The organism is Flavobacterium sp. HBTb2-11-1, assembly GCF_009826975.1.
Lineage (GTDB): Bacteria > Bacteroidota > Bacteroidia > Flavobacteriales > Flavobacteriaceae > Flavobacterium.
In genome coordinates, this window is the sequence record NZ_WUMO01000002.1 from 184901 (window position 1) to 211405 (window position 26505).

At 33.7% G+C, this 26505-nt stretch carries 23 protein-coding genes and 1 tRNA gene; 14 read left to right on the top strand and 10 right to left on the bottom strand.

Annotation, left to right across the window (positions count from 1 at the left end):
- Positions 1–18 precede the first annotated feature (18 nt).
- Together GR162_RS05935 and GR162_RS05940 are read left to right on the top strand one after the other, a co-directional pair.
- Positions 19–2196 (top strand): gliding motility-associated C-terminal domain-containing protein, encoded by a 2178-nt coding sequence (locus GR162_RS05935; protein WP_160781355.1) that lies wholly within the window; start codon positions 19–21, stop codon positions 2194–2196.
- Complete coding sequence (locus tag GR162_RS05940) at positions 2189–3115, top strand: type IX secretion system membrane protein PorP/SprF (protein WP_160781356.1); 927 nt, start codon at positions 2189–2191, stop codon at positions 3113–3115. The genes GR162_RS05935 and GR162_RS05940 overlap by 8 nt, the downstream gene beginning before the upstream one ends.
- Positions 3116–3247: 132 nt before the next feature.
- Here the strand turns inward: GR162_RS05940 and GR162_RS05945 are convergent, their stop codons facing one another.
- The 4 genes from GR162_RS05945 to GR162_RS05960 all read right to left on the bottom strand — a co-directional run bounded on the left by GR162_RS05945 (position 3248) and on the right by GR162_RS05960 (position 5797).
- Positions 3248–3853, bottom strand: coding sequence for a PAS domain-containing protein (locus tag GR162_RS05945; RefSeq protein WP_066034694.1), 606 nt, complete (start codon positions 3851–3853; stop codon positions 3248–3250).
- Between the two features lie 62 nt (positions 3854–3915).
- On the bottom strand, positions 3916–4260 hold the full coding sequence (locus GR162_RS05950) for a hypothetical protein (RefSeq protein ID WP_160781357.1): 345 nt from the start codon (positions 4258–4260) through the stop codon (positions 3916–3918).
- A 49-nt stretch (positions 4261–4309) separates the two neighbouring features.
- The gene (locus GR162_RS05955; RefSeq protein WP_066034695.1) at positions 4310–5164 is read right to left on the bottom strand and encodes a hypothetical protein; all 855 of its coding nucleotides are present in this window, start codon (positions 5162–5164) and stop codon (positions 4310–4312) included.
- A gap of 33 nt (positions 5165–5197) precedes the next feature.
- Complete coding sequence (locus tag GR162_RS05960) at positions 5198–5797, bottom strand: redoxin domain-containing protein (RefSeq protein ID WP_160781358.1); 600 nt, start codon at positions 5795–5797, stop codon at positions 5198–5200.
- Positions 5798–6270: 473 nt separating this feature from the next.
- On the opposite strand from GR162_RS05960, the gene GR162_RS05965 reads away from it, so the two are divergent.
- The 6 genes from GR162_RS05965 to GR162_RS05990 all read left to right on the top strand — a co-directional run bounded on the left by GR162_RS05965 (position 6271) and on the right by GR162_RS05990 (position 15278).
- On the top strand, positions 6271–7329 hold the full coding sequence (locus GR162_RS05965) for an efflux RND transporter periplasmic adaptor subunit (protein WP_160781359.1): 1059 nt from the start codon (positions 6271–6273) through the stop codon (positions 7327–7329).
- A 119-nt stretch (positions 7330–7448) separates the two neighbouring features.
- Positions 7449–10547: an efflux RND transporter permease subunit gene (locus GR162_RS05970; RefSeq protein WP_160781360.1), complete on the top strand. Its 3099-nt coding sequence runs from the start codon at positions 7449–7451 to the stop codon at positions 10545–10547.
- Between the two features lie 36 nt (positions 10548–10583).
- Positions 10584–11894 (top strand): TolC family protein, encoded by a 1311-nt coding sequence (locus GR162_RS05975; protein ID WP_008463984.1) that lies wholly within the window; start codon positions 10584–10586, stop codon positions 11892–11894.
- Positions 11895–12144: 250 nt separating this feature from the next.
- Entirely contained in the window at positions 12145–13008 is an 864-nt protein-coding gene (locus GR162_RS05980; RefSeq protein ID WP_091131899.1) for a bestrophin family protein, read from the top strand.
- A gap of 177 nt (positions 13009–13185) precedes the next feature.
- On the top strand, positions 13186–14187 hold the full coding sequence (locus GR162_RS05985) for a hypothetical protein (protein WP_160781361.1): 1002 nt from the start codon (positions 13186–13188) through the stop codon (positions 14185–14187).
- 158 nt (positions 14188–14345) lie between these two features.
- Positions 14346–15278, top strand: a complete 933-nt coding sequence (locus GR162_RS05990) for an AraC family transcriptional regulator (protein WP_066034700.1) — start codon at positions 14346–14348, stop codon at positions 15276–15278.
- Positions 15279–15356: 78 nt separating this feature from the next.
- On the opposite strand, the gene GR162_RS05995 is transcribed toward GR162_RS05990, so the two are convergent.
- Both GR162_RS05995 and GR162_RS06000 read right to left on the bottom strand, forming a co-directional pair.
- On the bottom strand, positions 15357–15731 hold the full coding sequence (locus tag GR162_RS05995) for a DUF779 domain-containing protein (RefSeq protein WP_160781362.1): 375 nt from the start codon (positions 15729–15731) through the stop codon (positions 15357–15359).
- Positions 15732–15956: 225 nt separating this feature from the next.
- Positions 15957–17462 (bottom strand): aldehyde dehydrogenase family protein, encoded by a 1506-nt coding sequence (locus GR162_RS06000; RefSeq protein WP_066035225.1) that lies wholly within the window; start codon positions 17460–17462, stop codon positions 15957–15959.
- Between the two features lie 274 nt (positions 17463–17736).
- On the opposite strand from GR162_RS06000, the gene pheT reads away from it, so the two are divergent.
- A complete protein-coding gene (gene pheT, locus GR162_RS06005; RefSeq protein WP_160781363.1) occupies positions 17737–20157 on the top strand; it encodes a phenylalanine--tRNA ligase subunit beta in 2421 nt (806 codons plus the stop codon).
- A gap of 204 nt (positions 20158–20361) precedes the next feature.
- On the opposite strand, the gene GR162_RS06010 is transcribed toward pheT, so the two are convergent.
- Positions 20362–21183 (bottom strand): N-acetylmuramidase family protein, encoded by an 822-nt coding sequence (locus GR162_RS06010; RefSeq protein ID WP_119790867.1) that lies wholly within the window; start codon positions 21181–21183, stop codon positions 20362–20364.
- A 440-nt stretch (positions 21184–21623) separates the two neighbouring features.
- Here GR162_RS06010 and GR162_RS06015 point away from each other — a divergent pair, with 440 nt between their 5' ends.
- The 4 genes from GR162_RS06015 (at position 21624) to GR162_RS06030 (ending at position 24102) form a co-directional block, all read left to right on the top strand.
- Complete coding sequence (locus GR162_RS06015; RefSeq protein WP_160781364.1) at positions 21624–22052, top strand: hypothetical protein; 429 nt, start codon at positions 21624–21626, stop codon at positions 22050–22052.
- Positions 22053–22059: 7 nt separating this feature from the next.
- Positions 22060–22707, top strand: a complete 648-nt coding sequence (locus GR162_RS06020) for a hypothetical protein (protein WP_119790863.1) — start codon at positions 22060–22062, stop codon at positions 22705–22707.
- A 98-nt stretch (positions 22708–22805) separates the two neighbouring features.
- Positions 22806–23462, top strand: coding sequence for a sensor histidine kinase (locus tag GR162_RS06025; protein WP_237421295.1), 657 nt, complete (start codon positions 22806–22808; stop codon positions 23460–23462).
- Positions 23452–24102 (top strand): response regulator transcription factor, encoded by a 651-nt coding sequence (locus tag GR162_RS06030; protein ID WP_008463961.1) that lies wholly within the window; start codon positions 23452–23454, stop codon positions 24100–24102. Before GR162_RS06025 ends, GR162_RS06030 begins: the two co-directional genes overlap by 11 nt.
- Here GR162_RS06030 and GR162_RS06035 read toward each other — a convergent pair.
- Positions 24099–24611, bottom strand: coding sequence for an adenine phosphoribosyltransferase (locus GR162_RS06035; protein ID WP_129748793.1), 513 nt, complete (start codon positions 24609–24611; stop codon positions 24099–24101). The genes GR162_RS06030 and GR162_RS06035 overlap by 4 nt on opposite strands.
- A 114-nt stretch (positions 24612–24725) precedes the next feature.
- On the opposite strand from GR162_RS06035, the gene GR162_RS06040 reads away from it, so the two are divergent.
- Positions 24726–24799: transfer RNA gene (locus GR162_RS06040), tRNA-Arg, on the top strand.
- Here GR162_RS06040 and GR162_RS06045 read toward each other — a convergent pair.
- Both GR162_RS06045 and GR162_RS06050 read right to left on the bottom strand, forming a co-directional pair.
- Positions 24765–26315 carry a recombinase family protein gene (locus tag GR162_RS06045; protein WP_160781366.1) on the bottom strand — a complete coding sequence of 517 codons (1551 nt, stop codon included), beginning with the start codon at positions 26313–26315 and terminating at the stop codon, positions 24765–24767. The two genes, GR162_RS06040 and GR162_RS06045, sit on opposite strands and share 35 nt — an antisense overlap.
- Positions 26312–26476: a hypothetical protein gene (locus GR162_RS06050; RefSeq protein WP_160781367.1), complete on the bottom strand. Its 165-nt coding sequence runs from the start codon at positions 26474–26476 to the stop codon at positions 26312–26314. Before GR162_RS06050 ends, GR162_RS06045 begins: the two co-directional genes overlap by 4 nt.
- Positions 26477–26505: the final 29 nt, after the last annotated feature.

Sequence of the window (26505 nt, forward strand, 5' to 3'; positions counted from 1 at the left end):
TAATCAATACTACAATGAATGGTAAAAAATTACTATTTTTTATTTCTATTTTTCATCGCAAACCTTATAAATGCACAATCAGGTTGCTTTAATTCTGATTTTTCAAATGCAGACTTTGAAGGTTGGAGAGCTTCGTATGGTCCAAGAAGTAATCCAAATTTAAATAAGGGAGCTAATTTTAGCCATCATTTTATAACTAACACCGAGGTAGTAGATAGTGTTGCAACTTCGTGTGGCGGAGAATTGTTTATGGTTCCCCCTGGAGAAACACATGCTGCAAGGCTCGGTAATAATAGAGGCGGTACTGAAGCTGACAGATTAATTTACGATGTAGATGTTGTAACACCAGATAATAACTTGTTTATTTACAAATATGCAGTGGTGCTTCAGGATGGTGGACATGATAAAGAATCTCAACCTAATTTTAGCGTAAGGATTCTAAATGCTCAAGGAAATGAAATTGATCCTTATTGCGGAGTATATAATGTAAGTTCAGGCGAACCTAACCAAAATGCAAATGTATGCGGTGATATTTACTGGACCCAATGGAATACTGTAGGTATTAATCTATCTAATTATCTTGGTCAAAAAATAGCGATCGAATTTACTACTAGAGATTGTAGTTTTGTACAGCATTTTGGATATGCCTACATTTCTGCAAAATGTAGCAAACTTAAAATTAATGTTGCTGTTTGTGATGGCGGAAATAACTTCACTTTGACCGCTCCTTCTGGTTTTATTGGATATTCATGGACTTACAATGGGCAAGTGGTCGGAACTCCTACTCAAAGTATAACACTACCATTAGCAGATTATCCTCCTGGTGCGACTTTCGAGTGTTTATTGACTTCATATAATAATGGCAACAAATGCGAATCTATAATTCAAGCAACATTAGCAAATCCGACTGTAATAACTCCTAGATTTTCTGCTTCCATTCCGTGTAAAACTGATCACACTACTTATAGCCCTATTACTTTCCAAGACAACACTTCTATTGTCAATGGAACAATTAACAAATGGGAATGGAACTTTGGCGACGGAACAACTTCTAATCTAAAAAATCCAAGTCATATTTTTGAAAATTCAGGTGATTACACTGTTTCTTTAACAGCCTATTCAGATGGAGGTTGTTCATCATCAATTTCAAAACCAATACACATCGAAACAAATCCTATTGCTAAACCTGCGATTCCAGAAATACAAACTTTCTGCCATTATCCAACCCCAACTTTAGCGAGCCTTGAGACAAATGGATTAACAGTGAAATGGTTTGATTCTCTTTTATCAACTGATGAAGTTAGTGAAATTACGAAAGTAATTTCCAACAGAGAAATTTATGCAGCTACCTATAAAGATGGTTGTTTAGGCCCTAGAACTAAAGTTTCAATAATACTAAATGCTTTAGGACCTCCAATTGGGAATTCAATACAAGAGTTTTGCTTAAGTTCTGCTCCTACTATTGCTAATTTTCAAATTAAAGGGCTTTCTGTAAGTTGGTACGATGCTCAAGATGGAGGGAATATTCTTAGTCCGGATACACCATTGCAAAACAACGTCATCTATTACTCTTCTGACTATGACAAAGCAACGGGTTGCTCAAGTTCACGATGGGGAGTCACTGCAATTTTAAAAGAAGGCACTGCTGTAATTTCTCCGGATTTTACTCAAGAATTTTGTTTAAAACAAGAATCAACATGGAGAATTAAAGATTTAAATCATTATAGCTCCTCAGTAAGATACTATAGCAGTATAAATAGTACCAATCAACTTTCTCACAATACCGAACTTGAAGATGGAACAACATATTTTGCCGCAATTATTGATTCCGAAACTAAATGTGAAAGCAACGTACGTACCGCAATTACTGTTAATATTGAACCTTGCGATGTCAACATTTATAATCTGATTACTCTTAATGATAATACATCAAATGATTATTTAAAAATTGAGTTTATTGAACTGTTTCCAAATAATTCAATTCAGATTTATAATAGATTTGGACAGCTAGTATATAAAATGTCAGGATATGGAATCGATCAAAATTATTTCTATGGCCGTGCAAATGCAGGAGAAATTTTCATAAAGGATGAAAAACTACCTACGGGAAATTATTTTTACATTTTAAATTACAAACGAAAAGACCAAACTGAGGCTACAAAAAAAGGTTTTTTATATATACACAATAATGGATAGAACTCTTACTAAGACTTTATTTTTTTTTATAATCGTTATATTTTCAATTCATAATATTCGCGCGCAGAATGATGCAAAATTATCTATCTTTAATTATAATCCATTATTTTACAATCCTGCCTTTGCAGGTTCTGCCGATGGTCTAAATATTGTTGGAATGTATTCCAGTCAGTGGGTTGGCTTCGATGGCGCACCAAAAACACAATATTTATCTGCGGACACAAAATCTTTGCAAAAAATTGGATATGGTTTGAGTCTGTATCATGATGTAATTGGAGCAAAACGTGAATATAATCTTGAAGGCAATTTTGCATATTACATTAAACTCAATAGAAAATACAAACTGGTTTTGGGTGTCAAATCTGGAATAAACTCTTACAACGTCAACAGAAACAATCTAGACATTTATGAACCAGGAGAAGAAATAAGTAATTTTAATCAAGAAAACAAAACCTCCCCTATTTTTGGTGCAGGTGCAAATTTCTATTCTGATAAATTTTTTATCGGGATTTCGAGCCCAAACTTATTGCAATCTACTTATAGCAACTCTTCAGGAACAACACTTTCCAATAGAAAAAATTACTATTATACAAATTTTGGATATCAATTCGAACTAAGACGTGATATCACATTAACTCCAGCTCTTTTAGCCCGCGTAACTCCTGGAGCACCAATTAGCATCTTAACTTCATTAAATTACAGTTATTTAAACAAATATTTGGCTTCTGTGAATTTTGATTACAATGCTAGTGCAGGAATCTTTTTAGGGATTCAGCTTATTGATGATCTAAAAGTTGGATATGCTTATGACATTTCTACAACAAAATTTAGCAATTACAACAACGGCTCACACACCTTTTTTCTAAGCTATACGCTTCTTAATGAAAATGCCGAAAAATGTACTTGTCATCTGTACTAATAATGATAAAAATAAAGAACTTCATTGCATCAGATTTGAACATTTTAATTTTTTATTGAGGGGTTCATATTTGCTGGGGGAACAAATTTAAAGTCCAATGTCTTTAGCTGACACAATGAAGTATATAGTTCATTATTTCTTTTTAACATCACTCTTTTTTTCAAAAAGACCGCTAAATATGCCTTTGCTTATTTTGTTTTTATCATCTTTTCCAGTTGCAATCAAATGATCGATATATTCCATGTAGGTTTTCTTTCTTTCTTCAAGAAAGCCCACCAAATACTCCTCTGAAGCGTGCATACCACTGGTTTCTTCAATCTGCAAAAGTTTCTTGTACAAAGGCTCTATAAATTTTACAATGATATCGTTCGGAACCGATTTTCGGGTACAAAAGAAACCTACAATTTCACCATCGGTATCTGCTACGATTTTAAAATCGGTTACAACCCAGTAATAACGTCCCGTTTTGGCCATGTTCTTTATAATAACATGAATGTTCTCGCTGGATTTGATACTGTCCCATAAGAATTTAAAAATAACCTTGGGCATATCTGGATGGCGAATTATATTATGTGGCTGGCCGACAAGTTCAAATTCATCGTAACCAGAAACATCTATAAAGTCTTCATTCGCGTATAAAATGGTTCCCTTTTTGTCAGTTTTACTAAGCAGTACTTTATTCTTATTCCAGTCCACTTCTCTATCAGAAGGTGTAGGACGGTGCAATCTGGTATCCATAAATTTTACATTTAAATTAATTTACAATTCAGTAAGTATAAAATGAATCCTTTAAACCATTTTCAATTTGACTCGATCTCCAAGACAAGAAGAATATTTCTGATTTTGCGAAAAACGGTTTCAAGTTCATTTTCAAGCCATTCAGGAATCTCATTATCAACCACAAGATTAAGCTGGCGAATATCGTTCACGATCTGAATCAGCTTTTTATACTGAAAATCGAGATCATAAACATGAGAGCTAGTTTGGTAATTTTTAAAAATCTCTCTTACCTCTATTTCAAAATCAGATTGGATTTTAATTTTTTCGATCGAATCTAATGTTATGCTTTCATTCAAAAAATCTTCAATTATTTTTTTAAGATTATGCAGCGTAGGCACTGCAGTTGGTAAATCATACTTAAACATACAATTGGTTTAAAAAATATTAGTATTGTTTTGGGGCTTGGCTCGAGTTCTAATTCCTGCTATTTGTCGATTTTACGTGGATATCATTAACTAAATCATCTATTTTTTTGGCGCTTTCTCTCATCATTTCAAGATAACTCAGTAATTTATCATTATCTGTATGTCCTTTCGAAACATCAATAAGCTTTAAAACAGAATTTACAGGCAACTTTAAATCTAAAGTTGTTCTATGAATAAAATCATTATAATCTTTTGTAGCAGACATTGAACTGTATTTCGCCGAAGCCAATTTCATGTTTTCTAACTCGTATTCGTCTGAAATTTTCGAAATGTGATTTTCGCTATGTTCTTTAAAATAATACGCCCAGTAACCGTTCATAAAAAATACAACAGCAGCCAAAACGGTATGGATAATCAAAGTTTCAAGATCAAAATTTACTTGAGAAAAGTAAACCTGAAATCCGTTTGCATCATTATAAATATAGTTTTGAAGATAAGCTAAACCAGCGTGATGTAGAACAACAAGTAAAGTAAGCGGAATTTGAAGTTTCCAGTTCTGATAAATAATTAAAATCGTACTGGCAATAAATACCGTAAAATGCATTTCAAACATTCCGTGCATTTGATAAATGTACTGCGCCATAAAAATTGCCAGAACAACAGACAGAACATACTGGTAAAATTTAGAGTTTTTCATAAAAAATTTTGCCGAGTAGTACAACAAAAGATTTAGCGTTCCAACGCCAACGCCAATCTCGAAAGTATCGTATTTAAAAGAAAGACCGATGCCCAGCAGAAAATATACTGCAAGTACATAATTGATAATTGTATCTGATTTTTGTGTCATTGTAGACATAAAACTGTGCAGATAGTCTTGTTCGTTTAAGCTAGCTTTTGTTTTCATAGGTTATTAGTTTTAGGTTTTTGGAAAAAATAGTTATTTAGTACATTTAGGTAATGAGCATCCGTAAGCTCTAAGAGCTAAGGCGTTAAAAGACGGATTTCCTTTTCTGCTAAGGAGCGAATCGATTGACATTTGGGCATAATTGCTTCGAGTATCCGTACAATATCTGGTTTTATTGTAATTGCCTCTATAATACAAATTATGCGACTGATCTAGCAAAACCGCTTGAGGTGTTGAAATAACGCCACATTTTTTAGCAATTGATTCATCAAAGTAAACAGGAATCTCGGCGTCAAATTTTTCTTGAATTTCATCAATAGTAAATTTTTTCTGTTTGTTCAACACAACAATTTTAAAATTGATCTGATCCCCGTATTTTTTTATCAAATCACTGACATGCGGCACATTGAACCGAGAACACGGACATTCGGGGTTAAAGAAATGTATAAAAATGGGTTTGTTATCAAATGCACAGCATGGACCAAGTTCTATTGCAGATCCCATTGCAATAGCGTGATAATTCTTTGGAATAGGTGTTGGGAGACTGTATTTAAACTCGTTTTGCCAAAACAGATAGCCAATTGAAAGAAGTAAAAATGTAAACCATAAACCGAGAAGTAATTTTTTCTTCATAAATTATTTTTTTTATATTATTCAACAATAAAGAATAAACACTTGTTAATACAATTATTCATTATAATAACCAAAACCAAAAAAAAACAACTTCTAAATCCGTATTTTAACACAAAAACTAAACACAACCATTAGTGTTTATGCAAAATCTTATCATTTTGTTTAACATATCAATGATACAAATAAAATCGATAAAGTGCAAAAAAAATCAGACAAAATGCATAAAAATTCTTTCATGTCAGAAACAATCAGCGATTTTGCGATGTGATAGAAGATTTTTTGAGTGAAATTTTATTATTGCCTTTAAAAAAAATAATATTTAATTAAACCTTTTCTTCCGTCTTCAGTCTAAACGCAAACCTTTGTACATACAAATGTTAAATAAAAGCTAACGGCTTTCGATTTCACATCAAAAAGTTAAATTTGTAAGCTTACCAAAACACATACCTAAAATCTATATTTACCTCAAGTTTATGAAATTAAAACACCTTATTTACACGCTTTTAATCATCACAATTGGAGGCTTTATTACCTACAGAATTATATCTAACAAGGGAAAAAATGAAGACTCAAAAAAGTTTAATGATAAAAAATCTCCAACAACTGTTAATGGAATCGTAATAAAAACGGCCACTTTTGACAATAATTTAGCATTATCAGGATCTATTGAAGCTAATGAACAAGTAGAAATTCATAGTGAGGTTTCAGGAATTGTTGAAGGAATATTTTTTAATGAAGGCACCAACGTTACTAAAGGACAGGTACTTTTAAAAGTAAATGATATTGAGTTAAAAGCGCAATTAAGACAAGCTTTAACCCGAGAAGATTTGGCCGCTGAAAACGCAAGAAGAGCAAAATTACTGTTGCAGAAAGAAGCCATCAGCCAAGAAGAAGCTGATGTTGCAAAAGCTGACCTTGCTTCTGCCCAAGCCCAATCTCAATTAATACGAGCACAGATTTCTAAAACATCTGTTAGAGCACCATTTTCAGGGAAAATTGGTTTGCGCAACATCTCTCCAGGAACTTATATTACCCCTACTGTTTTGGTGGCAAAACTGGTAAATACCAGCAAATTGAAAATTACTTTTTCAATTCCTGAAAAATATGCTGCAGAAGTAAAGTCAGGATCAGTAATTGATTTTAAAGTTTCTGGATCAGACAAAACGTACAATGCAAAAATTTATGCTATCGAACCAGAAGTAGCCGTAGCAACGCGTACACTTCAAATTCGTGCCCTTGCTGATAATGTTGACGGAAAACTTTTTCCTGGAACTTTTGCAGATATCAAATTGCCTTTAAATATCATTAAAGATGCCATAGTTGTTCCTTCTCAAGCAATTGTACCTATTCAAGACGGTAAAAAAGTATATGTCGCCAATAATGGCCAAGCAAAAGAAGTAATGGTTGACGCAACGACAAGAACAGATTCTTCAATTTTAATTTTAGCAGGATTAAAACCTGGAGATACTTTGATCACAAGCGGTGTTATGTCATTAAAAGACGAAGCTCCAATTAAGATTAAAGTAAAATAGTTCTAAAGCCAAAAGTCTTAAAGTCAAAAGTCGCAAGACTTGAATATAGATTAAAGATAATAGCGATTTAACAATAAATCAGAAATCTAAAGTCTGAAATCTAAAATCCAAAATTACAAATGAGTTTATCAACCACAAGTATTAGAAGACCTGTTTTAACCATAGTACTGAATCTATTAATTATATTATTCGGTTTTATTGGTTATACTTTTTTAGGTGTTCGAGAATTCCCTTCTATTGACCCTGCACAGGTATCCATTCGTACCAATTATACGGGTGCCAATGCCGATATTATTGAATCGCAAATTACAGAACCTCTTGAAAAAGCTGTAAATGCAATTGACGGAATTAGAAATATTACGTCCTCAAGTAACCAAGGAAGCAGCAATATCACAATTGAATTTAATCTGGATAAAGATTTAGAAGAAGCTGCGAATGATGTTCGTGACAAAGTTTCGCAAGCCATTAGAAATCTTCCACAAGATATTGATGCTCCGCCAGTGGTATCGAAAGCAGATGCTGATAGCGACGCTATTATTTCGATGACCGTTCAGAGTGACTCAAGAAACTCTTTAGAATTAAGCGATTATGCAGAAAATGTTATTTCGCAACGTTTAGAAACAATTCCGGGAGTGAGTGGCGTGCAGATCTGGGGACAGAAACGTTACGCGATGCGTTTATGGATTGACCCTGCAAAACTTACCGCTTATGGCTGTACAGTAGCCGATGTGCGTACAGCTTTGAATGCGCAAAATGTTGAACTTCCATCAGGTAAATTAACGGGTAATAACACTGAACTTACTGTAAAAACAATTGGAAATCTTTCTAAAGCAGAAGAATTCAACAACATCATCATTAGAACAGACGGAGATAAAATTGTCCGATTAAGTGATATTGGAGGAGCAGAATTAGGTCCCGAAAATATCGAAACCAAATTAAGCCAGTCTGGTTTACCAATGATTGGTTTGGCAATTGTACCGATGCCGGGTGCAAACTACTTGGATATTTCGAAAGAGTTTTATAAAAAATATGAAGCCTTAAAAAAGGATCTTCCAAAGGATATCAAATTAAACATTGCTCTTGACAATACGATTTTCGTAAAGAAATCAGTATTAGAAGTTGCCGAAACATTGGGAATTTCTGTAATATTGGTAATCATTATCATCTATTTATTCTTTAGAGACTGGGCTATTGCTTTTAGACCTTTAATTGATATTCCGGTTTCGTTAATTGCTACATTCTTCATAATGTGGTTATTTGGATTCTCAATTAACGTATTGACTTTATTAGCAATTGTTTTAGCAACAGGTCTGGTTGTAGATGATGGTATTGTGGTAACCGAAAATATCTTCAAAAAAGTAGAAGAAGGAATGTCCCCAATTGAAGCAGCGATTAAAGGTTCTAACGAAATTTTTTATGCTGTAATTTCGATTTCGGTAACATTGGCTGCTGTATTTTTACCTGTAATTTTTTTAGAAGGTTTCGTAGGAAGGCTCTTTAGGGAATTTGGAGTGGTAATTGGTGCTGCTGTATTGATTTCAGCATTCGTTTCTCTTACTTTAACACCAATGTTAAACGCCTATTTAATGAAAGGCGGAGAACAGAAAAAATCGAAGTTTTATATTAAAACAGAACCATTTTTTGAAAAAATGAACAGCAGTTATGCTGAAGCGCTTTCAAAATTTATGGAAAAAAAATGGATCAGCTTCCCTATTCTTATTGCTTGTTTCGGATTGATTTATTTATTCTTTACTATTCTTCCGAAAGAAACAGCACCTTATGATGACAGAAGCTCTGTAACCATGCGTATGACTACTCCAGAAGGATCTTCATACGAATATACAGACCGTTTTATGCAGGAAATTTCAAAGCTAGTTGACGATTCTATTCCTGAGAAAAAAGTAAGCTTGGTTATTACCGCGCCTGGTTTTGGAGCTTCGGCAACTAACACGGGTTTTATTAGGCTTTCATTAAAAGAACCAGACGAAAGGACGGTTTCTCAAAAAGAGATTGCAGATAAGTTAACAAAATGGACCAAACAGTATCCTGATGCTAAAACGGCAGTAATCCAACAGCCTACAATTGCTGTTAACAGACGTGGAGGATTACCGATTCAATACATAATTCAGGCTCCTAATTTTGACAAACTGCGAGAAAAAATTCCTCTTTTTATGAATGAGGTAAACAAAAGCGATGTGTTTTCGACGACAGACGTAAACCTGAAATTTAACAAACCTGAAATTAACGTTACTATTGACCGCGCAAAAGCAGAAAGTTTAGGAATTTCTATTCTTGATATTGCGCAAACTTTACAGCTTTCTTTAAGCGGACAGCGTTTTGGCTATTTCATTAAAAACGGAAAGCAATATCAGGTAATTGGTCAGTTTGATCAAAAAGACAGATCCAAACCTTTGGATTTGACTTCTATGTTTGTAAAAAACAAAAACGGCGAACTGATTCAGATGGATAACGTTATAAAAGTATACGAACAAAGTAATCCGCCGCAATTGTATCACAATAATAGATATATGTCTGCAACCGTTTCTGCTGGTTTAGCACCAGGAAAAAGTATGGGAGACGGAATTGAGGAAATGGACCGAATCAAAGCTAAAGTTTTAGATGAAAGTTTCACTACAGATTTAGCCGGGGAATCACGAGATTTCGTAGAAAGTAGCTCTAATACTTCTTTCGCATTCGGATTGGCTTTATTATTAATCTTTTTAATTCTAGCAGCACAATTTGAAAGTTTTATAGATCCGTTCATTATCATCCTGACGGTTCCAATGGCCGTTGCTGGAGCGTTATTCTCATTGTGGCTATTCAATCAGACATGGAATATTTTCAGCCAGATTGGTACAGTAATGTTGATTGGTCTGGTTACCAAAAACGGTATTTTGATTGTAGAATTTGCCAATCAGTTACGAGAACAAGGAAAGCCTAAATTAGAAGCTATTTTAGAAGCTTCAGAAGCACGTTTACGTCCAATTTTAATGACCAGTTTAGCCATTGCTTTAGGAGCACTTCCTATTGCATTGTCTCTTGGAGCTGCATCAACCAGCAGAATTGGTATGGGGGTTGTGATTGTGGGAGGAACTATTTTTTCATTGGCTTTAACGCTTTTTGTAATTCCTGCCATTTATTTAATGTGGTCTAAAGCTAGAAAACATTATCCTGAATTTGACCATATTGACGAATACGAAAGAGAAAGCATTAAATAGAAACCAAAACGCAATTTTTGGTTAAAGAAAACAAATATGAATATCAAAAAAACATACTGTACGGTACTTATTCTATTCTTTTGCTTTATTCAGGCAAAGGCACAGGAAGTTCTTACTATTGAACAAGCTATGACTATAGCTTTGGAAAATAATTTTGAAATTAAAATTGCTAAAAACAATTCCAAAATAAACGAAACAAACGTTACAATTGGAAATGCAGGAATGCTGCCAACAGCAACGGCAAACATTACAGATAACAATAGCATTACCAACTCTACACAAGTACGACAAGACGGTACATCTACCTCATTGGATAACGCCAAAAACAATAGTTTAAATTATGGTGTCAGTATAGGTTGGACTGTTTTTGACGGAATGAAAATGTTTGCCAAACTAGATCAGCTGAAAGAGCTTCAAAAATTGGGTGACGCAGAATTAAAAAGAACTATTTTAGTCAAAATTGCACAGGTAAATTCGGCTTATTATGATTTAGTGCAAATGCAACAACAATTGGCGGCACTAGACACTACAATAGTAATTTCGAATCAGCGCTTAACTTTAGCAAAAAATCGCTTTAGTATCGGGAAAGCTTCAAAGCTGGAAGTTTTAAATGCTCAAGTTGATTTAAATTCAGATCAGGTTGCATTGCTTAGACAAAAAGAAGCTTATGCCAATGGCAAAATCTTGCTGAATCAGCATTTAGCACGCGATCCAAAGATTGATTTCAAAGTTACAGATGAAGTCAAAGTAGACAACAAATTAGTATTGGCCGATTTGATGGATTTGGCCCAAAAACAAAATCCAGGTTTAGAGGCGCAAATTATCAATAAACGTATCGCCGAATTACAGCTCAAACAAGTAAAAGCAGACCGATACCCTACTTTAAGATTAACTTCAGGATACAACTTTTCTGAAAGTCAGTCTAGTTTGGGTTTTACCAGCGAAACGTCTTCAAGAGGTTTGAACTACGGTTTTAATGCTTCGATGAATATTTTTGACGGTTTTAATCAGCATCGCAACGAGAAAGTAGCCAAACTTCAGATTGAAAATTCACAACTTGCAATCGAACAGCAGAATACGCTTTTGAATACGCAATTGAGCACTGCATTTCAAACGTATTTGACAAACTTAGAACTAATTGATTTAGAAGAAAATAATGAGAATATTGCTAGGCAGAATCTAGAAATCACGCTAGACAAATTTAAAATCGGTACCATTACAACACTTGATTTTAGAACTGCCCAGCTAAATTATGTCAATGCAAAAGTGCGTTACAGTAACGCACAATACGAAGCAAAATTATCTGAAATTGCTCTTAAAGAATTAGCAGGAAATATTAATTTTTAGCTTTTCTAATTAAAAAACCACATATTATCTGCTGGATCTGCTAAATCTGCGTGAGAAAAAATAGCTCGCAGATTAGCAAATCCAGCAGATTTTTTTTCTATTACCAAGAATCTCGAATTTCTAAAAGACTATCTTTTGCCTAAACACATGAATAAATGTCTGTGTCTATTCTAAATGAGCTAAAATATTTTCTTCCGTTTTACGTTCAAAAGTTGATTTTTAATTTAAATTTGTTTCAAAACCCACTTCAATGATTACATACAATACCAAAGACTGGTTTACATTTATTTTTCATTTTCATAAATCGGATACCGTTAGAAAACTGTTTACGATTATGATTGCAATTGGAATATATGCTGCAATAATATGTTATCTTGAACTTCATTATTTTAAAGTAACCAAAAACGATTATATTCACAACATTCCAATTATGCATGGAATGTTAGGGTTTGTCATTTCGCTTTTGCTTGTTTTCAGAACCAATACCGCTTACGACAGATGGTGGGAAGGCCGCAAACTTTGGGGCGGACTTGTAAACAATAGCCGTAATCTTGCAATAAAACTTTCTGCCATTTTAAAAGATGAAAATGATAGAAAGTTCTTTAGAAAATATATTCCCATGTATGCTGATATTCTGAATCAACATTTAAAGGATGAAGATACCAGCAAACAACTTTTTGAAGATGTTGATCTGGAAATTGATCATCATAAACACAAGCCAAATCAGTTGAAAAGAATCATGTATCATAAAATCAATGATTTGTACGATGCAGGAAAAATATCTGGAGAACAACTTATTACTTTAAACGACGAATTAGTTGCTTTTACAGATATCTGCGGGGCATGCGAACGCATCAAAAACACGCCTATTCCCTATTCTTACAGCGCTTTTATCAAGAAATTCATCTTCTTTTACACCATGACGCTACCTTTTGGATATTCAGTAAGTTTGGGGTATTTGGTAGCTCCTGTTGTAGTTTTTATATTTTATGTTTTGGCGAGTTTAGAGCTAATTGCAGAAGAGATTGAAGACCCATTTGGGAATGATGAAAATGATCTTCCTACAAGAAAAATATCCGAAAACATCAAAAAACATGTTGAAGAATTAATATAAATTCAAAACACTTACAAAAACCTAAAAAACAAGTATTTAAGCGATAAAAAAACTCGTTGGACGAGTATTTTTTGAAGTCTGATAAATATGTTATAAAATTTGTAACAGCATTTTAAATTCCCTCCTTTAAAATTGCTTTAATTTTTCTTTGTTACTAATTTTTTAACTTCTTTTACGATGAAAAAAATTATCACACTTGTCTTTTTTGCTTTCCTGATTGTCAATTGCACCAACGAACCTGTAAATACTGACATTCAATCTGAGGCTAAACAAACGAATATTTCAACTGCTTCTGCAACGGCTAAAGGAACTTATTCCAACTGCGATCCAATTTCAATTAATATTATGGCTGGCCAGTTTACCAACGCTGGAAAAGTTTTAATTGAAAATGACGCTACAAATCTTTACGTAACCTATACTGCATTTCAAGATTGGTATTTTAGTGAATTACATTTATATGTAGGTCCTTATGCCAATGTACCATTAGCAAATGGAAATCCTATTCCTGGACAATTTCCATATAAAAAATCTTTTAATCCATTAGTTCAAAGCTATACTTTTATAATTCCTCTTTCTGCAATCGTTCTGGATGCTAACAAATGTTTATTTATTGCTGCGCATTCTAGCATGAAAAACATTGTAAACGGAACTGTTATCAGAACTGAAACTGGATGGGCTGGTGATATTAAATTCCCTGGAAAAAATTGGGCTACTTATTTCAATTACTGTTTGAGAACCTGCGATACTCCGCCACCTCCACCCCTAACTACCTGTGATACTGCCTATATGTTTGGCAACAATACTTTCAACAGTTTGCAACTTTCAGAAAAATGGGGCTGGGTTACGTCTTACAGCAATGTCACAAACGGAACTTATACTTATAACTTGTATGCAGGTGCAGGACAAAATAATATCAATAACGGATATTTGGCTGGAACTGTAACCGTTGTCATTCAAGGAAGCAACGTACAAGTAACCTTAAACGCAACTCACTCTGGAACCGTATTTACAGAATCACACGTGTATCTATCCGACAGTCCGCCAACTACAGCGGCTCCTGGACAATATGGCAACCAGCATAATTTAAACAATACTACCACAGATACTTATAACTTAACATATAGTGGAGACGGAAGTTTCTGGCTAATTGTTCATGCGGGAGTTTGCACCACCGAATAATTTTGAATTAGTATATAAATTAGGAGAAAAAGAGAGGACCCAAAATTCTCTCTTTTTTTATTCTATACGATCCTACACAAAGCATAAAAAAGGCTTAAATATTCAAACTGTATATATATTTTTAGTAAATTTAGTTCTTCACCCAAAAATTAAATTTAATGAACAATCAACGATTTTTAGTCAATCCGCTCCAATTATCGCAAGAGAAATCATTAAAAACTCTTGTAGAAAATAGAACGATTTACAACCTTAATAATTGTGAATTAAATCTATTTGAAACCTACGAATCGACTCAAAAAGTCCCATTAAAATTTAATGATTTGGTGGTTACCAGTATGCTGAGAGGCAAAAAAATCATGCATCTTTTTGATGATCCTGAATTTGTTTACCTTCCGGGTGAAACAGTCATTGTACCTTCAAATGTAGAAATGAAAATTGATTTTCCTGAGGCTTCAAAAAACAATCCTACACAATGTTTGGCATTAGCGATTGATCAGGATAAAATTGTTGAAATATTAAACTTCTTAAATGAACAATATCCGAAAGAAGGAACCAACATGTATTGGCAGTTGAATTACCAAAACTACTTCTTTTACAACAATGTAGAAATGGCGGCAACAATTAATAAACTCATAAAAGAATGTATGAGCACTTCAGTTGCCAAAGATATTTTTGCAGATTTAACTTTAAAAGAATTATTGATTAGAATTATTCAAACTCAAACGGTAAAATCTATAGACGAAGGAAAATTTTTGGACGCAAACAATCCCATAAAAGAAGTTACAGAATATATCAAACAGAATCTGAAAGAAAATATAAGCTTAAAATCTCTGAGCGAAAAAGCATGCATGAGCACTACCTCTTTCTATCGTTTCTTTAAACGCGAACTAGGAATGAGTCCGATTGAATATATTTTGAATGAGAAAATAAAATGTGCTAAAAATCTTTTGAAGAATCCAACCCTTCAAATTAACGAAGTCTGTTATTTAGCCGGCTTTGAAGATGCCAATTATTTTATAAGATTATTTAAAAAGTACGAAGGAATTACACCAAAACAGTATCAGTTACTTTATATTAATCAAAGGTGCTAAGGTTCTAAGCTACAAAAGCTACTAAGATTCTAAGTTTTTTTATCGGAGACTGAAAACTGTGACTGAGACTTAAAACTTTTACTCAATCCTTGTAACCGGCTCTAGATTTAACTCTTCTTCTGGATTGAAAATTCTGCATTCAATTTGAAATGTTTTCTTTAATGGAGTTTCTAATGAAAAACCACCGACTCCGAATGCATCAATTACCGTTAGAGTAAAATGCGCATGTTTCCAGTATTCAAATAAATCTTTATCTACCCAAAATTCGGTGTCTTCAACTGTACCAATGCAAACATCCCCTGTTCGCTGATAATAACCGCCTTTCTCGAAACACTGCGGCTGCGTGCCTTCACAGCATCCTCCTGCCTGATAAAACATTAGGTCGCCATGTTTTTCTTTTAAAACTTTAATCAGTTCTATCGCTTTTTCTGTGGCATCAATTCGTTTAATCATCGTTTTATCTACTAAAATTTAAAAGCAGCAAACTCTATAAAGAAATTTACTGCTTAACATAACCAACTATTTGTATTTACTTACATTCAAACTGTAATTTGATTGTATTGGATATTTGCAAATCAAAATTGCCTGGAGGAAGTTTGCTTAATGCCATTAAATTTTCATTTAACGCCCCATGCATGTCGCCAACCTAAATACTCCAGGATTTTGATTATCTTTTTCTTAGAAGAATCCTAATTTCTTTTTATCATAAGAAATCAGCATGTTTTTGGTTTGGCGGTATTGGCTCAGCATCATTTTATGGTTTTCACGACCAATTCCAGATTGCTTGTAACCTCCAAACGGAGCTCCTGCTGGATAAGAATGGTACTGATTGATCCAGACACGACCTGACTGAATTGCTCTAGGAACCTGATAAATTTCGTGTGCATCACGTGTCCAAACTCCCGCGCCTAATCCGTACATGGTATCATTGGCAATTTCAATAGCTTCTTCAGTAGTTTTGAAAGTTGTAACCGCTAAAACAGGTCCGAAAATCTCTTCTTGGAAAATCCTCATTTTGTTATGGCCTTTAAACAATGTTGGCTTAATATAATAACCTCCTTCCAGTTCGCCTCCTAATTTATTTTCATCACCTCCTGTTAGCACTTCTGCTCCTTCTTCTTTTCCTAATTTGATATAAGACATGATTTTTTCTTTCTGAACAATTGAAGTCTGAGCTCCAATCATAGTTGATTTATCCAACGGATTTCCAGCTATAATAGCTTCAGTTCTTTCAATCACTTTTTTAATGAACTTGTCATAAATGTCTTCGTGAATTAATAATCTAGAAGGACAAGTACAAATTTCTCCCTGATTTAAAGCAAATAACACAGCACCTTCTACGGCTTTGTCAAAGAAGTCATCATCGTGATCTGCTACCGAAGGGAAGAAAATATTTGGAGATTTACCACCCAATTCTAAAGTTACCGGAATAATATTTTCTGTTGCATACTGCATCACTAAACGTCCTGTAGTAGTAGAACCTGTAAATGCTGCTTTTGATACTTTTTTATTGGTTACTAACGGACGTCCTAATTCAGCTCCAAATCCGTTTACAATATTTAAAACTCCAGGAGGAAGAATGTCGCCAATTAATTCCATCAAAACCATAATAGAAATCGGCGTGCTTTCAGCTGGTTTTAAGACGATTGTATTTCCTGCTGCAAGAGCTGGAGCGATTTTCCAGACTGCCATTAAAATCGGAAAATTCCACGGAATAATCTGCGCGACAACACCAAGAGGTTCGCTTAACGCAATAGAAACCGTTTGCGAATCTAGTTCTGAAATAGCACTTTCTTCTGCACGAATTACGCCCGCAAAATATCTAAAATGGTCAATTGCCAGCGGAATGTCTGCCGCAAGCGTTTCGCGGATTGGTTTTCCGTTGTCCACAGTTTCAACTGCTGCAATATATTCTAAATTGTCTTCAATTTTCTGTGCAATCTTATTCAATAAAATACTTCTTTCGGTTACAGAAGTTTTCCCCCAAGTCTTAAATGCTTCATAAGCAGTATCCACAGCCAATTCTAGATCTTCTTTTCCAGAATGCGCTGCTTTAGTAAATACTTTTCCATCAATAGGAGAAACTACATCAAAGTATTCTCCTGTAATTGGTGCGGTAAATTTTCCACCAATATAGTTATCGTATTTTGCCTTAAATTCAGGTCTTTTTACTGCGGTACTCATAATATTCTTTTTTTGATTTACTCCAAATTTAGTTTCATAAAAAGAAACAGAATAGCACTTTTCATTCATCTTGTAGCACAAAAATTACACATTCAGTTTTTTTAGTGTTTTATAATAATCATTTAATAAAATTTTAGCCTATAAATTGCTAAATAATTAGTAGGCAGCATTTTTCGGTCAATTAAAAACAACTAGAAAAAACTACTCAATTTTTTCCTACTCCAACACGCAATCCTTATATTTGTAACCTCATACAAAGAATTAAAGAACTACAATGAAAATATCTTACAACTGGTTAAAACAATTTATTAAAACAGATTGGACATCTGAGCAGACTTCTGAATTACTAACAGATTTAGGTTTAGAAGTTGAAGTTGTCGAAAAATATGAATCTATTAAAGGAGGCTTGGCAGGCGTTGTTGTTGGACACGTTTTGACATGCGAAAAACATCCTGATGCGGATAGATTGAAAGTCACTACAGTTAATATTGGTTTAGAAGCTCCTGTACAAATTGTATGTGGCGCTGCAAACGTGGCTGCAGGACAAAAAGTGCCAGTTGCTACCATTGGAACCGTTTTATATGATAAAGAAGGTGCAGAATTTACCATTAAAAAAGGAAAAATCCGCGGACAGGAAAGTCACGGAATGATCTGTGCTGAAGATGAATTAGGTTTAGGAACTAGCCATGACGGAATTATGGTTTTGGCTGAAGATTTAGTTCCAGGAACTCCTGCGTCTGAAGTTTTCCAAATTGCAAATGATGAAGTTTTTGAAATCGGATTGACGCCAAACCGTGCCGATGCGATGAGCCATTTTGGAACTGCTCGTGATTTGAGAGCTGGAATGTTACAGCGTGGTGTAAACGTAGAATTGATTACGCCTTCTGTAAGCAATTTTAGAGTGGACATGCGTACGTTAAAAATCGACGTAAACGTTGAGGACAATCATTTAGCTCCAAGATATTGCGGTGTAACTATCTCTGGAATTTCTGTTCATGAATCTCCAAGCTGGTTACAAGACCGTTTAAAAGCTATCGGATTAACTCCAAAAAATAATATTGTTGACGTTACTAATTATGTTTTACACGAATTAGGACAACCTTTACACGCTTTTGATGCTGCAAAAATCAACGGAAAAATCATTGTAAAAACAGTTGAAGAGGGAACTAAATTTGTAACTCTTGATGATGTTGAGAGAACGCTTCACAAAGAAGATTTAATGATTTGCGACGAAAAAGGTCCGCTATGTATTGCTGGGGTTTTTGGAGGTAAAAAATCTGGAGTTTCTGAAGGAACAACATCTATTTTCTTAGAAAGTGCCTATTTTGATCCGGTAAGCATTCGTAAAACGGCAAAAAGACATCAATTGAGCACAGATGCTTCTTTCAGATTTGAAAGAGGAATTGACCCAACTATAACAGAATACGCTTTGAAACGTGCAGCGCTTTTAATTCAAGAAGTTGCTGGTGGAAAAATCACTTCTGATGTTGTGGAAGTGTATCCTAAAAAGGTGGAAGATTTCTCTGTTTTATTGAATTTCAGCCATGTTTCTAAAATCATCGGGCAAGAAATTCCAAAAGATACCATCAAAAAAATCTTAGTTTCTTTAGACATAAAAGTAAACAGCGTTTCTGATACCGGTTTAGGTTTAACTATTCCTGCATATCGTGTAGACGTTCAGCGTGAAATTGACGTAATCGAAGAAATTCTGAGAGTTTACGGTTATAACAATATTAATTTCTCTAAGAAATTTAATGCTACGGTAGCCAATTCGCCAAGAACAGAAGATTACAAAGTTCAGAATGTAATTGCTTCTCAATTGAATTCTCAAGGCTTCCACGAAATGATGGCCAATTCGTTGACAACTGCTGCTTATGCGAAATTATCTACTTCATTAAAAGAAGAGCATAATGTATCAATGCTGAATCCGTTGAGCAGTGATTTAGCGACACTTCGCCAGTCTTTATTATTTTCTGGTTTAGAAGCGGTTTCATACAACATTAATAGAAAAAATTCGGATTTAAAATTATTTGAATTTGGAAAAACTTATCATAAGTATTTAAACGGATACGAAGAGCACAAACACCTTTCTTTACTGATTTCTGGAAACAGAAACAAAGAAAGCTGGACAAATCCGCAGAAAACAACAGATTTCTTCTTGTTGAAAGGATATGTTAAAGCCATTTTATCTCGTTTAGGAATTGAAAAAATTTCGAATACGCCAGTTCAATCTGATGTTTATTCTGAAGGAACTGCAATAACGTACAACAATGATATTTTAGTTGAAATGGGCGTTGTTAAAAAGCCTATTTTAAAACATTTCGGGATTAAACAAGACGTATATTACGCAGATTTTAACTGGGATTTGGTTTTAAAGATCATTACAGGAAAAATTAAGTACACTGAAATCCCTAAATATCCAGAAGTTCGCAGAGACTTGGCTTTATTAATTGACCAAAACACAACTTATGAGAGCATTTTCAATTTGGCTAAACAAACTGAGAAAGCGCTTTTAAAAGACATTAATTTATTTGATGTGTACCAAGGCGATAAATTGCCAGAAGGAAAAAAATCGTATGCTTTGAGTTTTACTATTCAAGACAATACCAAAACATTAACCGATGCTCAAATTGACAAAATCATGTCTAAACTACAGCAGACATTTGAAACTGAGCTTGGAGCGAGTTTAAGATAAAATCTCGTTATATTAATATACAAACCCGACTTGTTTTTAAAAGGACTCGTCGGGTTTTGTTTTTTGTTTTAGGTTTCAGGTTTGAAATTTCAAGTTTCAAGTTACAAGTTTGAAGTTGATATACTTTGAATATAGTTTTACCGCAAAGAGCGCAAAGTTTCGCAAAGGCTGAATTTTTAATTTTTAATTCTCAATTTTTAATTCTCAAGCATATTTCTGATACGCTTTCATCAGCTTTTCGTCATATTTATTGGTTTTATAGGCTGGTCCGTTGTATTTTAAAGCAAACGAAACCCAATTCTTATTTCGCAGCAATCCAATCAAATTATTCTTTTCAAGAAATCGTCCGAAGGCTTTTAGATGCTCTCCTTCGTTCTGATTCATTTTATCTACAAATTCATCAATATTACTATATCCGATAGAGACCGCATTAAAGCCCATAATTTGAAAAAGTCCCCAAGAAGCTGAACAATTTGCCGCATCGGCTATTTTTTTGTCTGAGCCGAGCTTTTTTGCCTTTTCTAATCGCGTATATTCTGCAGTTCCGCCAACGTAATACTTCTTAGTATATTTTTCGAATAGAATGTCCTGTGTATTGGCATTCACATACGTTTTCGGATCGATATTTCTTTTCTTCAATTCATTCCAAAAAATATGCCCTTCAAACAAAATCTTCGGACGTCCGTCAATTAAAAAACCTTTTCCATTGCTTTCGACTTCGTTTACCGCTTTTACAACTGCCAGTTCTAATTTAAACTGATTCGAAAAATCAATTAAATCCTGCTCAGACAATAATTTATTGTTTGTCTGAAAACCATTCTTACTTTTTTCCAAAAGTGTCGACCAAGTTTTAAGCCCTACTACTCCATCAACCACAAGATTGTTTTTTAACTGAAAATCTTTGATTGCATTATCTGTTTCTTTTCCGAAATAATCGGAAACAATTACACTGTATTTTAATTTAGCCAAAAGCTCGTTTAAGTAATAAACTTCTGGAGATTTTGTTCCTGCTTTAATAGTTCTCATTAGGTTTGTTTTTGGTGATAATTGATGCTTGAAGAAATAAAAAACATCTTTTTACAATTGATGTACTGTAAAATAAGAGCAATATTGTTCGTGATACTTTTATGAAAACTGAACAATATGAGGGTCGAGAATTGAGATATTGATTGCAAAACAGCCAACTTAACTCAGAACTAATATCGGTTGCAGTATGTTCTCAAAAAATAAGTACTAACAGCCAACATTTTTGAATGCCTGTTTTATCTCAAAACTGGCGATGTAAAATTATATTTTTACAAAACACTAAACAACAGCACTTTAACCCGATTTTTTTAAATAATTTTACCTAAACAAAAAAGGGTATATTTCCCCTTGCCGAAATTTTCTGTTTCAGATAATTTTGCCTTGTAAACAACTCAAAAATCTGTTAACTAAACATTTAAACCAATTAACAATAAAAAACTATGAAAAATCCACCCGCAAAGCCTAGCCAATTAATTACAAAAGAGTTTGCTAGACAACTAAATTCAAATTACAACAATAAAAGAGCTTCTCTTATTGCTGGAAAAGAAGAAAAAGAAGATGCCAATGCTATTTGGTATTCTTTAGAAGAATTGGAAAACTATATTCATTATATAAAAACTAACGGCGCAAAAGACGGCTACAATGTTGACGGAATCCGTTTTTATTTTGGAGTTTATCCAGATGATGAAAAGCATGGAGAAAAAGCAGGTTTAACTACCTTATTTTTAGTTCCTACAGGCAAAAAAGCAGAAAAGAATACAGAAGCTCAAAGTTTTGCTTTAATGAGAGAAGCTGCTTCTTCAGACATAGAAAGCCTAGATCCAATGAATTACGGAAACATCGGAAGACCGCCAAGCTTAATTTACTAAAAAAAATATGTTCGAATTTTTAAGATCTTATATCATTTATATGGCTTTATTGTCAGGAACGATTGGTTTGTTTGCACTGCCAAAACTTCCTAGCAATAAAGCTAAATTTTTAGTACTTTTAATCTGGTTTTCTATCGTAATCGAAATTATAGGCTATTATTTCACCGAATGGACGGGTTTGCTGAATTTTTACGTTTATAATTTCTACATGCTTGCCAGCCTTTCTGCCTATATTTTACTTCTAAGAGCCTTATTGACTAAAAAAGATCATAGAATTTCGGCTATTCTTTTTTTAATTCTATTTATTGTTTCTTTCTTTTTAAATATTTTATATTTCAAAGACGACATAAACCGTTCTTATACTTATAGTTTTGCAATTGGTGTATTAGTAGTTTTAATATTATCCTGTCTGTACCTGATCGAGATATTCAATTCAGAAAAAATATTGAATTTTAAAAAATCGGTTTTTTTCTGGTATATACTCGGCATACTTGTTTTTCATGTTCCTTTTACACCCTTTATGCTGGCTATCAATTGGTTTCTAATCAAGCAGGACGATTCTATCTTTAGTTTGGTCTTGTTTATTCTAAATTTTCTGGCGCATAGCTGTTTTATTATTGGATTTATATGGAGCGAAAAGAAATACAACTATTAGTTATTTCCCTGGGTATTGTTTTCTTTACCCTAATCGTTATTTTGCTTGTAATTTTCTTCTATTTTTTAAAGAAAAAAAATAAGTTTTTAGTAGAAAAAATGGAAGCTGATTTGTATTTCCAATCTGAATTGGTGAAAACAAGAATTGAAATAAAAGACCAGACTTTATCTGAAATCAGCAAAGAACTGCATGATAATATTGGACAAATTATTTCGGTTGCTATTATGCAGCTGAATATCTGCATAAGCAGCAAAGATGTCCAAATCAACGAACTTAAAGATTTAAAAACTCTTCTAGCGAAATCTTTAGACGAACTAAGAATTCTTTCGAGAATTATAAACAAAGACAACTTACTTCAAAACAACTTTCTCGAAGCCATCCAGCAGGATTTAGAAAGAATTAAAAAGCTCAAAAAGATTAAATTCAATTTTAAGCAAATTGGAGCAGTTCCCACAATAAATAAAGAGCACGAACTAATTATTTACCGAATTTTTCAAGAAGCGCTTCACAACAGTTTAAAACATTCTAGAAGCGATTTATTTGACGTTCATATCGAAACCACTGATTCTCTTTTTATATTAAAATTAAAAGACTTCGGAATTGGTTATGATCTAGAAAAGTCAAATTCAGGAATCGGACTTAACAATATGAAATTAAGAGCCAAGCTTATTGGCGCAGAATTGATTCTAAATTCAGACAGCACCGGAACCAGTGTTACTATCGAATATCCTTTAACCCAAGACCATGAAGACTAACCTTAAAAGAAAATTAATAATTGTAGACGATCATTTGCTTTTTTCCCAGTCACTTGAACTACTGATTAAAAGTTTTGGCGATTATGAAGTTATAGAACGTTTTGAAAACGGAAAAGTTTTTATAGACTATCTGGAAGAAAATAATTCTACTGAAATCGATCTTATTTTATTGGATGTTAATATGCCAGTTCTTGATGGATTAAGTACTATGCAATGGCTTAAAGACAATAGGCCTGACCTAAAAGTAATTGCTTTGTCTGTTAATGATGACGAAGAAATTATAATCAAAATGATTACAAACGGAGCAAAAGGCTATCTTCTAAAAGATACCTCGCCTGAAATTTTTAAAGAAGCAATTGAATGTGTCATCGAAAAGGGTTTCTATTTTACCGAGCTTGTTTCTGGAATGCTAATTAATAAAGTCAACAGCGATAACAAAAAAATCTGTTTAAAAGAAAAAGAGATTGTCTTTATCAAACACGCCTGCACTGAAATGACATATAAAGAAATCGCATCAGAAATGTGTTTAAGCCCTAAAACCATTGACGGCTACAGAGAATCGCTTTTTGATAAATTGGAAATAAAAACCCGAATCGGACTAGTGCTTTATGCTATTAAGCATAAAATTGTTTTTGTTTAATATGTCAAAGCTGCAAAAACAGGGTATGCCGCAATTTTTTCTCTTCCGTTAAGAAAAGTCAGTTCCATCAAGAAATTGCATTGCACAATTTCGCCTCCTAGTTTTTCAACTAATTCGCAAACTGCTTTTGCGGTTCCTCCAGTTGCCAATACATCGTCATGTATTAAAACTCGGTCGCCTTTTTTTATGGCATCGGTATGCATTTCAAGACTGTCAGTTCCATATTCTAATTCATAAGAAGCTGAAATGGTATCAAACGGAAGTTTTTTGGGTTTCCTTACGGGAACAAATCCAGCAGTTAATTCTTGAGCAAGCAGCATTCCGAAGAAGAAACCACGTGATTCTGCACCAACAACCTTGTCTATTTTTTGATTTTCTAAAGAGTTCACCAAAATTCTTAAGCAATTTGTTCGCGCTTCAGGGTCAATTAGCAAGGGAGTTATATCTTTAAACAAAATTCCTTCTTTTGGAAATCCCTGAATATCACGTATATAATTTTCAATCTTCATTTTTTTTTATTTTTCTGTTATTTTTCGCTTGTATATCTCACTTTTATGTCTATCTTTGCACCCGCAATAAGGAATCAACAAAGCTACAAAAAAATAGCTAATTGATAACAAAAAGGCCTCGTGGCGCAACTGAATAGCGCATCTGATTACGGCTCAGAAGGTTACAGGTTTGAATCCTGTCGAGGTCACTCTATGGGACAAAAGATAAAAATCATCTTTTGTCCCATTTTTTTTATCCCGTAACTCCTTATTTATCAAATATATACTCTCTACAATTTTGTTCACTCTAGCGGTTTGTATTTTATTTTCACGAATCGTAAAATTTTCTGGATAAACCAAACCTATTAAGCTTCGAGCTTCCGAAAGATCCATATCCGCATAAGCCACATTCATTTTAATTAAGTTCTCAATTCCTTTATTTAAAAGGGATTCGATGCTGTGTCTATCTTTTGCTATGGAGGATAATTCCCTTTCAAGGTTTGTAATTCGTACACTATAGTCATCCTTCATTAATTTATAATCATCCGAATCTATTTTCGATGTTAAAAGAAGATCCCTTGCATTGCTTAATCGAAGTTCATAATCTTTAATCTGTTCTAAAAGTCGTCGTTTCTGTTCACCAGCATTATTAGCCAATTCTCGGTGAGTTTCAAATATTACAGATGTGTATATTTTTTTGACCTCTGGTATTGGCTGGTATTTTTTTAGGTCATCAATAAATAATTTATTGGCTATTTCAGAATTGATTCTAAATTTACACTGGGCTTCGCAATGATAATAATAGTAGTGTTTATGTCTACCTTTACACTTGCTTCCCTGAAGCTTTTTTTGGCACTTTGGACAATTAAAAAATCCTCTAAGGGGAAATTCTACAACTGTTTTAATTTTAGGTCTGTAAATACGGGATTTTCCATCTAAAATATCCTGAACATTATAGAAAAGACCTTCAGAGATTAAAGGCTCATGCTGTCCTGTAACTAACATGCTTTCTTCATCTTTATATTGGGGGACAAAAATTTTACCATAGTAAATTGGATTTCGAATTAAACCCCACATATTGCTTTTGGTTCTTGTAAAACCTCTTCTGCATGCAAGATGGTAAACCTGTTCAGTGTTAAACACTCCTCTTGCAATTTCTTCGAATATCCATCTCATTACTGATGCAGCCGGCTCTACAAGAGCAATATACTTGGTTCCGTCCTCTTTTGATTTATTTGCATAACCAAAGGGAGCAGTTCCCATATATCTTCCTTCTTTTTTAGCTCTTCGCATTCCATGAAAAGTATTTAATGCCCGTCTGTCGTTCTCTACTTCTGGGGCAGCGAGATAAAAAGCAAGCATCATCTTATTTTCCGGAATAGATAAATCAAGAGGCTGTTCGATAGCTTGTGGCTCCACTCCAAGTTTTCGAAGAACACTTATCATTTGGTATGCATCACCAGCATTTCTACTAAACCTGTCCCATTTTGTAAACAAGACAAAGTCGCATTTGTTTTTTTCTTTTTTAAGATTAAGAAGTAATTTATTCCATTGTGGTCTATTAAAGGTTTTGGCGGAATGATCTTCATAAATAACATTACGCACTTCAATAAAATTTATCGAACAATATTTTTTTAAAACTTCTTCCTGATTCCTTTGCGAATAACCTTTCTCTGCCTGTTCATCTGTGCTTACACGAATGTATAAATCTGCAATAATACTCATGATTCTAAAAATTTTGAAACGACCGCATGGGCCAATTTTCGTAAAAATAGCAAAATTTCAGTTGCTTCTTCAATTGTAATATTCATACCTTCAGAGTTTAACATTTGCATAGCTTTCTCTGGAGTTATTTTTCCTCTCATTTTTTCTTCTTCATTTTCCATCATCATTTAATTAAATAATAAAAGCCCTT

What these genes read in the sequence shown, in the direction of transcription:
- GR162_RS06010 (WP_119790867.1), bottom strand. Translation starts at nt 21,183, where the DNA reads ATGAGAACTATTAAAGCAGGAACAAAATCTCCAGAAGTTTATTACTTA.
- GR162_RS06035 (WP_129748793.1), bottom strand. Translation starts at nt 24,611, where the DNA reads ATGAAGATTGAAAATTATATACGTGATATTCAGGGATTTCCAAAAGAA.
- GR162_RS05995 (WP_160781362.1), bottom strand. Translation starts at nt 15,731, where the DNA reads ATGATTAAACGAATTGATGCCACAGAAAAAGCGATAGAACTGATTAAA.
- GR162_RS05940 (WP_160781356.1), top strand. Translation starts at nt 2,189, where the DNA reads ATGGATAGAACTCTTACTAAGACTTTATTTTTTTTTATAATCGTTATA.
- GR162_RS05965 (WP_160781359.1), top strand. Translation starts at nt 6,271, where the DNA reads ATGAAATTAAAACACCTTATTTACACGCTTTTAATCATCACAATTGGA.
- GR162_RS06045 (WP_160781366.1), bottom strand. Translation starts at nt 26,315, where the DNA reads ATGAGTATTATTGCAGATTTATACATTCGTGTAAGCACAGATGAACAG.
- GR162_RS05985 (WP_160781361.1), top strand. Translation starts at nt 13,186, where the DNA reads ATGAAAAAAATTATCACACTTGTCTTTTTTGCTTTCCTGATTGTCAAT.
- GR162_RS05960 (WP_160781358.1), bottom strand. Translation starts at nt 5,797, where the DNA reads ATGAAGAAAAAATTACTTCTCGGTTTATGGTTTACATTTTTACTTCTT.
- GR162_RS06020 (WP_119790863.1), top strand. Translation starts at nt 22,060, where the DNA reads ATGTTCGAATTTTTAAGATCTTATATCATTTATATGGCTTTATTGTCA.
- GR162_RS06025 (WP_237421295.1), top strand. Translation starts at nt 22,806, where the DNA reads ATGGAAGCTGATTTGTATTTCCAATCTGAATTGGTGAAAACAAGAATT.
- GR162_RS06000 (WP_066035225.1), bottom strand. Translation starts at nt 17,462, where the DNA reads ATGAGTACCGCAGTAAAAAGACCTGAATTTAAGGCAAAATACGATAAC.
- GR162_RS06050 (WP_160781367.1), bottom strand. Translation starts at nt 26,476, where the DNA reads ATGGAAAATGAAGAAGAAAAAATGAGAGGAAAAATAACTCCAGAGAAA.
- GR162_RS05980 (WP_091131899.1), top strand. Translation starts at nt 12,145, where the DNA reads ATGATTACATACAATACCAAAGACTGGTTTACATTTATTTTTCATTTT.
- pheT (WP_160781363.1), top strand. Translation starts at nt 17,737, where the DNA reads ATGAAAATATCTTACAACTGGTTAAAACAATTTATTAAAACAGATTGG.
- GR162_RS05950 (WP_160781357.1), bottom strand. Translation starts at nt 4,260, where the DNA reads ATGTTTAAGTATGATTTACCAACTGCAGTGCCTACGCTGCATAATCTT.
- GR162_RS06015 (WP_160781364.1), top strand. Translation starts at nt 21,624, where the DNA reads ATGAAAAATCCACCCGCAAAGCCTAGCCAATTAATTACAAAAGAGTTT.
- GR162_RS05945 (WP_066034694.1), bottom strand. Translation starts at nt 3,853, where the DNA reads ATGGATACCAGATTGCACCGTCCTACACCTTCTGATAGAGAAGTGGAC.
- GR162_RS05935 (WP_160781355.1), top strand. Translation starts at nt 19, where the DNA reads ATGGTAAAAAATTACTATTTTTTATTTCTATTTTTCATCGCAAACCTT.
- GR162_RS05970 (WP_160781360.1), top strand. Translation starts at nt 7,449, where the DNA reads ATGAGTTTATCAACCACAAGTATTAGAAGACCTGTTTTAACCATAGTA.
- GR162_RS05975 (WP_008463984.1), top strand. Translation starts at nt 10,584, where the DNA reads ATGAATATCAAAAAAACATACTGTACGGTACTTATTCTATTCTTTTGC.
- GR162_RS05955 (WP_066034695.1), bottom strand. Translation starts at nt 5,164, where the DNA reads ATGAAAACAAAAGCTAGCTTAAACGAACAAGACTATCTGCACAGTTTT.
- GR162_RS06030 (WP_008463961.1), top strand. Translation starts at nt 23,452, where the DNA reads ATGAAGACTAACCTTAAAAGAAAATTAATAATTGTAGACGATCATTTG.
- GR162_RS05990 (WP_066034700.1), top strand. Translation starts at nt 14,346, where the DNA reads ATGAACAATCAACGATTTTTAGTCAATCCGCTCCAATTATCGCAAGAG.